Annotated in this window: 6 protein-coding genes; 1 reads left to right on the forward strand and 5 read right to left on the reverse strand. The window is 65.2% G+C overall.

Annotated elements, in window-relative coordinates; all coding sequences use genetic code 11:
- The first annotated feature begins 259 nt into the window (after window positions 1-259).
- Window positions 260-2,047: a DUF4012 domain-containing protein gene (locus J1M86_RS23540; RefSeq protein WP_206511591.1), complete on the forward strand. Its 1,788-nt coding sequence runs from the start codon at window positions 260-262 to the stop codon at window positions 2,045-2,047.
- Between the two features lie 106 nt (window positions 2,048-2,153).
- On the opposite strand, the gene J1M86_RS23545 is transcribed toward J1M86_RS23540, so the two are convergent.
- The 5 genes from J1M86_RS23545 to J1M86_RS23565 are packed head-to-tail and all read right to left on the reverse strand — an operon-like array spanning window position 2,154 to window position 6,911.
- Window positions 2,154-3,809, reverse strand: a complete 1,656-nt coding sequence (locus J1M86_RS23545) for an HNH endonuclease (RefSeq protein ID WP_206511592.1) — start codon at window positions 3,807-3,809, stop codon at window positions 2,154-2,156.
- 54 nt (window positions 3,810-3,863) lie between these two features.
- Entirely contained in the window at window positions 3,864-4,262 is a 399-nt protein-coding gene (locus tag J1M86_RS23550) for a YbaB/EbfC family nucleoid-associated protein (RefSeq protein ID WP_307786726.1), read from the reverse strand.
- Window positions 4,259-4,552: a hypothetical protein gene (locus J1M86_RS23555; RefSeq protein ID WP_241260596.1), complete on the reverse strand. Its 294-nt coding sequence runs from the start codon at window positions 4,550-4,552 to the stop codon at window positions 4,259-4,261. The genes J1M86_RS23550 and J1M86_RS23555 overlap by 4 nt, the downstream gene beginning before the upstream one ends.
- Before the next feature lie 25 nt (window positions 4,553-4,577).
- Window positions 4,578-5,126 (reverse strand): hypothetical protein, encoded by a 549-nt coding sequence (locus J1M86_RS23560; protein ID WP_206511593.1) that lies wholly within the window; start codon window positions 5,124-5,126, stop codon window positions 4,578-4,580.
- Between the two features lie 6 nt (window positions 5,127-5,132).
- Complete coding sequence (locus J1M86_RS23565) at window positions 5,133-6,911, reverse strand: alpha/beta hydrolase (RefSeq protein WP_307786727.1); 1,779 nt, start codon at window positions 6,909-6,911, stop codon at window positions 5,133-5,135.
- Window positions 6,912-6,972: the final 61 nt, after the last annotated feature.

Raw genomic sequence — 6,972 nt, forward strand, 5'->3', positions numbered from 1 at the left:
TTCCTCCGCCCTGTTCTTCAACCAACTAACGTTTTCACCGCGGACAAGTGTTACTTCTGTGTAATCACTGTCACATTGGCGAGCATTTTCGGCTTCAAGAACCCCATCATTCGGACGGACTAACGTACGACTTGTCTGCCCTTTCCGCGGAAGACACACTACTGTTCCCCCGAGCGCGCAACACCAGCGATCATCGCAATCGATCACCACCCGAGTGGGTTACCAGGCGGGTTTTCGCAGAAACGAGGAGTCCGGGCGCATGACCGACAGCACCGACACCCACTCGACCGACCGTCGAGGAAACACCAGCCGCAAGCGACCGATCCTGCTGATCGTCGGGGTCGTCCTGGTGATCGTGGTGGCATTCGTGGCCTGGCTCGCCTACGAGGCGGTGTCCGCGAAATCCAGCTTGGAGACGACGCGCGACGCCGCCAACCGGGCGAAGGACGCACTTCTCGACGGCGATGTGGCGGGCGCGCAGGCCGCTGCCGCCGACGCGGCCGAGTCCGCGAACGATGCGCAGAGCTCGGCGTCCTCGCTGCCGTTCACCATCGCCGGCGCCATCCCCGTGCTCGGCAGCCCGCTGGCTACGGTCTCCGAAATATCCGATGTGGTGCAGGGACTCGCGGTCGACGTTCTCGAGCCCGCCTCTGCGGCCAGCGCATCGATCTCGCCCAACAGTCTCCTCGAGGGCGGTGGCCGGGTGAACCTGCAGGCCCTCGCCGACGCCGAGCCGATCCTCGCCGAGACGTCCGCGGCCGCCGAGGACCTGTATGCGCAGGCCCAGGCCATCGAGGACCCGGCGTACCTCGGCGTCGTCCAGGACGCGCGTGTCCAGCTGGAGAACCAGACGCATGACCTCGCCGGGTTGCTCACCAACACGTACACGGCGAGCCGGATCGTCCCGACAATGATGGGCGCGGACGGCCCCCGTTCGTACTTCCTGGCTTTTCAGACCAACGCTGAGGCCCGCGGCACCGGTGGGTTGCTGGGTGGTTTCGGCATCCTCCGCGCCGAGGACGGTACCGCGCGGGTGGACATGCTCGGCAGTAACAGTGACTTGGATTTCGCGGAGCAGCCCATCGATCTCGGGCCTGAGTACAACGCCCTGTGGGGCCCCCGCAACACCACCGTCGATTTCCGCAATTCCAATGCGAGCCCGCACTTTCCGTATGCGGGCCAGATCTGGTCCTCGATGTGGACGGAGCAGACGGGTGAGCAGCTCGATGGTGCTATCGCCACCGATCCGATCGCGTTGAGTTACATCCTCGACGCGACGGGGCCCATCACTCTCCCTGACGGCGAGGTCATCTCCGGCGACAATGTGGTCGAGGTGACGTTGTCGACGGCGTATGCGCGTTTCGGTGATGATCAGTTGGCGCGCAAGGCATATCTGCAGGAGATCGCGGCTGCCGTGGTCAACGAGATGACCACGGGTGTTGCCCCGACCCGCGAGTTGCTCGACGCCGTGGGCCGCGCAGGCAGCGAGGGACGTATCTCGGTGTGGAGCGCGGATCCGCCTGTGCAGGATGTGTTGGCGCCGACGAAGGTCGGGCACACGTTGCCCGTCGATCCGGTTCCGTATGCCAATGTGATCGTCAACAATGCTGGCGGCAACAAGTTGGATTACTATCTGGCGCGCGATATTTCGTATACCGCGCAGTCCTGTGACGGCGATACTCGGACGTCGACGGTGACGGCGACGCTCACCAACAATGTCAATGCGGATGGTTTGACGCCGTATGTGGCGAGCACGTTCCAGCCGGGTGTTCCGTATGGCACCAATGAGGCGATCGTGTATCTGTATGGGACGCAGGGTGCGTCGATTACGTCGATGCAGGTCGATGGCGTGACTGCTTTCTCGGTGCAGGGCGGGGTGGAGCTGGGTCATCCGGTTCGGGCGGCGTATGTGACTATCCCTCCGGGTGAGTCCTCGACGGTGACGTGGGAGCTCGAGGAGCCGACGGTCGCCGGGGAGGCCGTGGTCCCGGTGCAGCCGTTGGTCGATGATCCGACTGTCACCGTCGATGTTCCGGTGTGCTCGTAGCAGCTGCGACTGATCCCCGGGGGCTCATGGGAGCCCCCGGTACGTGCCGCAGTTGTGCTGCGGCGGTGCGTGACTCGCGCGGGCGAGTGTGGCGCGTCGGCCGGCTCTAGGCGCTGTGGTCTTGTCTTCGGGGTTTTCGTCTTCGGTGGTAGCTGGGGATGGGTTGTTGTTCGGGGTCGATAGTGGCGGGCGGGATGGAGTAGGGGTGCCCGTCCTCGCCCATGTGGAGTTCCCAGGTGGTGTTGTGGATTTGTTGGTGGCATTCGCTGCAGAGGAGGGCGAGGTTGTTCAGGTCTGTCGCGCCGCCGTTCTGCCAATACGTGATGTGGTGGACTTCGCACCATTGCGCTGGGCGTCCGCACATGACGCAGCAGTGGTCGCGGATGGTGATGGCTTCGCGTTGGGCTGGTGTGGCGAGTCGGATGGTGCGTCCGAGTGCGAGTGGGACGCCGTGTTCGTCGACGATGATGGGTGTGAGGTCGGCGTCGCAGGTGAGTAGTTCGGCGAGGTGGCGGCTGATGGGGCCGGTCCAGTCGAGGTGGAACGGCCAACGCGGGTCGTCGGGTGTCGGCGGGCCACCCGCGCGGTCACCGGCCGTGCGTTCATCAGCGGCCCGGTCATCTCCAGCCTGGTCGCCTCCGCCACTATCTCCAGCCCGGTCGCCTCGGCCACCGCCGTTACCGCCACCGATACCGCCACCGCCGTTGCCACCGTTACCGCCGCCGTCGTTGCCTCTTCCTCCACCGCCCGGTCCGTCCCCGGACTGATTTTCGTCGGGCCGGCGGTGGCGCGGTTTTTTCATCAACTCTGTGAGCGGGACGATCAGTTTCACCTTGGTACTACCGGGTCTGGTACGACTGGGTCCGGTGTTGTGGTGTCCGTTGAGGTAGCGGTCGAGGAGTTCGGCGAGTCCGTCGGCGTTGCGTTTGGTGGGGGTTCGGGGGTCGCGGGTGCCGTCGGGTGCTGGCTTGGGTGCGGTCAGGGGTGAGAGGGCTGTTTTGAGTTTTTCGGTGGTGAGTTTGTCGAGGTTGCCGTCGATTTTGCTGCGCCCGTTGGCGAGTGGGTAGATGCCGAGGGTGTTGAGGGCGGTGTTCTCGGCGACCGGCACGGGCGGTGGGCCGGGCGGCGGCACAGGTGGCGGCAAAGGTGGTGAGCCGGGTGGCACAGGTGGTTGACCGTCAGACTTGTCGTCGGGACGGACGTTCTCGAGTCCATCAGCGGCCTGTCGGCGTTGCTCTTCGGTCTGTTCTTCTTCGCGGCGTCGTCGTTCGGTTTCGTGCCGGGCTCGGGCATCGCAAGCGGCTTGGTGGGCGAGTTCGTGGGCGCGGTCGGTGACTGTTCTGGGCAGGGATCGGGTGGCGATGTCGAGCAGTACTGCGACAGCATCAGCTTGGTGTGTCTCGGTGAGGGTGGGGTCGGCGGTGAGGATGGTGGAGTGTCCGTCGGCGATGGCTTTGGCGTGCAGGATGTGGATGGTGCCGTTGGAGAGTGCATGTGCGACGGATGGGTGGGCGCCGAGCCAGTAGCCGAGGGCGATTTGGTGGGCGGCGTTGCCTTCGGGGATGCGGACGGCGTTGCCGTACCAGCGTTTGATGGAGGAGTGTCCGAGTTTGAGGGCGAGTCCTCGGCGTTCGGCTTCGGCGAGCAGGGCGAGTCGGGATGCGGCCAAGCTGGTTTCGGTGGTGTGGATGCGCGCGAGTGCGGTCACGATGTCCTGGTCGGACAGCGTGTGTGCTGTGGTGAATCCCCCAACTTCTTCCATGCCACGAAAGGTACAACGAGGCACCGACAAGAACTCGAATCGACAGGCAGCCCGCTACCACCGCTCATAAATCGACGTCGGCTGCAGTGGCTCCTCATCCCGCACAACAACGCTCCCGGCCGGTGAATCCGGCTCCGCCACTACGGTGTCGACGAGTCTTCCAACACGTGGGTCATCCAGCAGCTCGCGTCGGATGCTTTGGGCGGCGCGCGAAGCATCGTCGAGTGCCGCCGCGTGGGTGCGTGCGATCAGACCCTCAGCGGCATCCGGTGGCAGTTGCGAAAAGTGCTGGCTCAGTGCGATATCGGTGATTCGGCCGTCGACACCGACTTCGATGCGCACGTCTGCGCCGTCGGAGCTCGCGTGGCCCCGAACCGATTGCAGGGCCAGCTGGACGCGTGCGGCTTTGGCGGTCAGTTCCTCGATCGCCACGGTATCGGGGCGAGGACTCACTGTGTGCCCCGGAGCTGTTCACGGAATGCGGCTTCCGCCTCGTCGTAGCTGTGAGCACTCGCCAGCGCGGCCTCCCCCATGTGCCGGATGCGGTCTGCTGTGGCCCGGTAGGCCGTGAGTATCGGTTCTGCGGATGTGGCTGCGGCTGCGCCGAAGGCCGAGTCGGGCATAGCCGCCGCGCCCGCCGCCGCTGGAGGTGTCGGGTCGAACGATGCGACTGTTTCCGCTGTATCGCGCAGCGAGGTCGATAACGCGCGCAACGATTCCGAGTCGGCTTCGAGCATCTTCATCCCTTTCCGTTCGATGAAACCGGTCTCACGGCTGCTCGATCACCCCGGGACCTTGTACGTCGAGATCGGTCCCGTTCTCGAACGGGAAGCACGGCGAGGATCCACTGAGGCTCAGGTACCCGCTGGTGCTGAGTTGTGCGGTCAGCGTGTACTCGTCGGGCGAGGTTCGCTGTGCGTACCTGTCGCCGTCGGGGGCTCGATCGTCGCCCGTCCAACCCCACTCGGTCCACCGCTCCACCACGCTTTTCAACCCTGCCGGTCCGTCACCGCCGTCGACCACCCAAAAGCCGACACCGAAGTACTCGGGCCCTTCGACGACGGTGTTGCTGTCGTAGCAGGGCGCGAACCCGCCGTACCCGAGATCCCCCACAGGCAGTTCGGGGTGGACGCGGTCCAACCTCGCCCCGGACGGCAAAGCGGCCAGCGATTCTTCGAGGTATTCGAGGGTGCGGTTCATGCTTTCATCGGACGTCAAAGACTTGTTCACGCTCTTACCTGCGGTATACGAGCACCCGAGCACCAACACTGCAACCATGAACAGCCCGGCGACCGCCCGGCGATACGACGAAATCATCGTCTCCTACCTCGTTCCCGCGACGATTTGGGCCATTCCCAGGAGGGACTGGCTCTCCTCTACGAAATAGTTGCTGTGCGTGGACGGAGAGAACCCGATGTCGACGCCCACGATGTTGACGCTGGGCCCCGGGTGACTGTCGAATACCGTCGCACCGAAGGATGGGTTCGTGGGGTCGGCGCCGTGCCCGAGCTCGCCCGTGGGAAGGCCGAAGACCGAGGCCGCCACGCGTATGCCGTCCACGCCGTCGCCTATCCAGGTCACGGGATCAGAGGATGCAGCCGTCGCGAAGATCCGTTCGTTGTTGGACGTCGGGTCGACGTTGTCGAGGCTCAGTTCGCCGACCCCGTTCACTCCGTATCCGACGCCGGGGCTCCCGGCGAACACCACGTTGTCCACGGCCAGCGAGTTTCCGTCGCTCATGGCGTGCCCGATGACGGTGCTGCCGTAGCTGTGCCCGATCACTGTGTTGAGTGACGCCGCTCCCTCGTGTGCGGCGCGCAACCCGTCCTGGAAGCTGTCCAGCCGCGGTGCGCCCGCCTCGGCGTAGTCGGCCGATGCCGCATCGGGCAACTCGGGTGGGGCGTTGTAGCCGACCCATGTCACGACCGCGTTGTCACCGTCGTTCAACCTGTTGGCGGCGGTGAGCAGAAATTCGGCCCGCTCCATGTCCCCTCCCAGTGACGGCAAACCCGAACTCGTGCCGGGCACGTATGTCGCGACGTGGCCGGCAATGTCGGGGTTGCCCAATGCAATAGCGCCGCGGCCTTCGGCATCGATGTTCATCAGTAATCGCTGTGGCCCGTCCTTGTCGAGCTGCGTCCGGACTTCGTCGTATCCGAATGCGGACTTCTCTGCGTCGGCGCGCTCGTCGAGCCACCGGTCCAGCTCACGCTGGTTGGCGCTGTCCTCGTCGGTGAGGATGCCTTCGGTAGGTGGCAGGTTCTCACCGTTCATCCAATCCGGGTGACGCGCTTCGATCGCGTCGAGGTCGGCGTGTGCGTTAAAGCGCAACGTCTCGAGCAGTTCTTCGTTGTAGCGCGACTTGTCGATCGCGGGTAGGCCGTCGCGGTTGCCGATGGTGGGATCCCATGCTGCCAGGCCGTCCTTCTCTGCCGGGGACAGTCCATCCCAGAACTCTGCGAGCGCGACCGGACTTTCGGGGAGGAACGCCTCGCCGTCGAGGATTGCGCGCACCTCGGGCCCGTAGGAGGCTGCGGCGGGGGCCGAGGTGGTGATGTCGGCGAGGTCGCCGAGTGCGTTCTGCAGTGTTCTCGCGCAGGCCCGGTCGGCCTCTGCCGCAGCAGCGAGAAGTGGCATCAGGCGGGCCTCGATGGTTCTTGCCTGTTCGTCGAAACTCGACTGCAACAACATGTCGACGACGATCTCTCCGGTGGAGCTGATGGGTGCGATCACGGCGCCGACATCGTGGACGGTAAAGCCCGCCGCTACCGCGGAGTCGACGACGGCCAGCGCCGGTTCCCGTATCGCGTCGAGCTCACCGGCCGCTTTCGCGAAGGATTCACTGACGGCGGCGACCGCGGTGACGATGTGGTTTCCTGCGATTCGGTCGGCCAACGAGCGGGCCATCGCGGCTGCGGCGGCATCTCCCTGCCAGTCTGCGAAGGCGTCGTCGGTTCGGCGCGCCAACTGCGACATTTGCTCGTCGAACTCGTCGTTGATGCCGGCCACCTCGGCTGCGACACCGGCCAGTGCCCGCGGCGTCCATGCGCGCAACTGCGAGACCAGCACGGCCATCAGCGTTCTCGCCTCGGTTGTGCGCACCGTTCACCGCTTGCGCGTACACAACCGCCCCCGATGTCCCGCATGGACCGCTTCCCTCCCC

The organism is Rhodococcus sp. KRD197 (assembly GCF_017168235.1).
Lineage (GTDB): Bacteria > Actinomycetota > Actinomycetes > Mycobacteriales > Mycobacteriaceae > Rhodococcoides.

Coding starts and splice junctions, on each gene's coding strand:
- J1M86_RS23540 (WP_206511591.1), top strand. CDS start 260: ATGACCGACAGCACCGACACCCACTCGACCGACCGTCGAGGAAACACC.
- J1M86_RS23560 (WP_206511593.1), bottom strand. CDS start 5,126: ATGATTTCGTCGTATCGCCGGGCGGTCGCCGGGCTGTTCATGGTTGCA.
- J1M86_RS23555 (WP_241260596.1), bottom strand. CDS start 4,552: ATGAAGATGCTCGAAGCCGACTCGGAATCGTTGCGCGCGTTATCGACC.
- J1M86_RS23545 (WP_206511592.1), bottom strand. CDS start 3,809: ATGGAAGAAGTTGGGGGATTCACCACAGCACACACGCTGTCCGACCAG.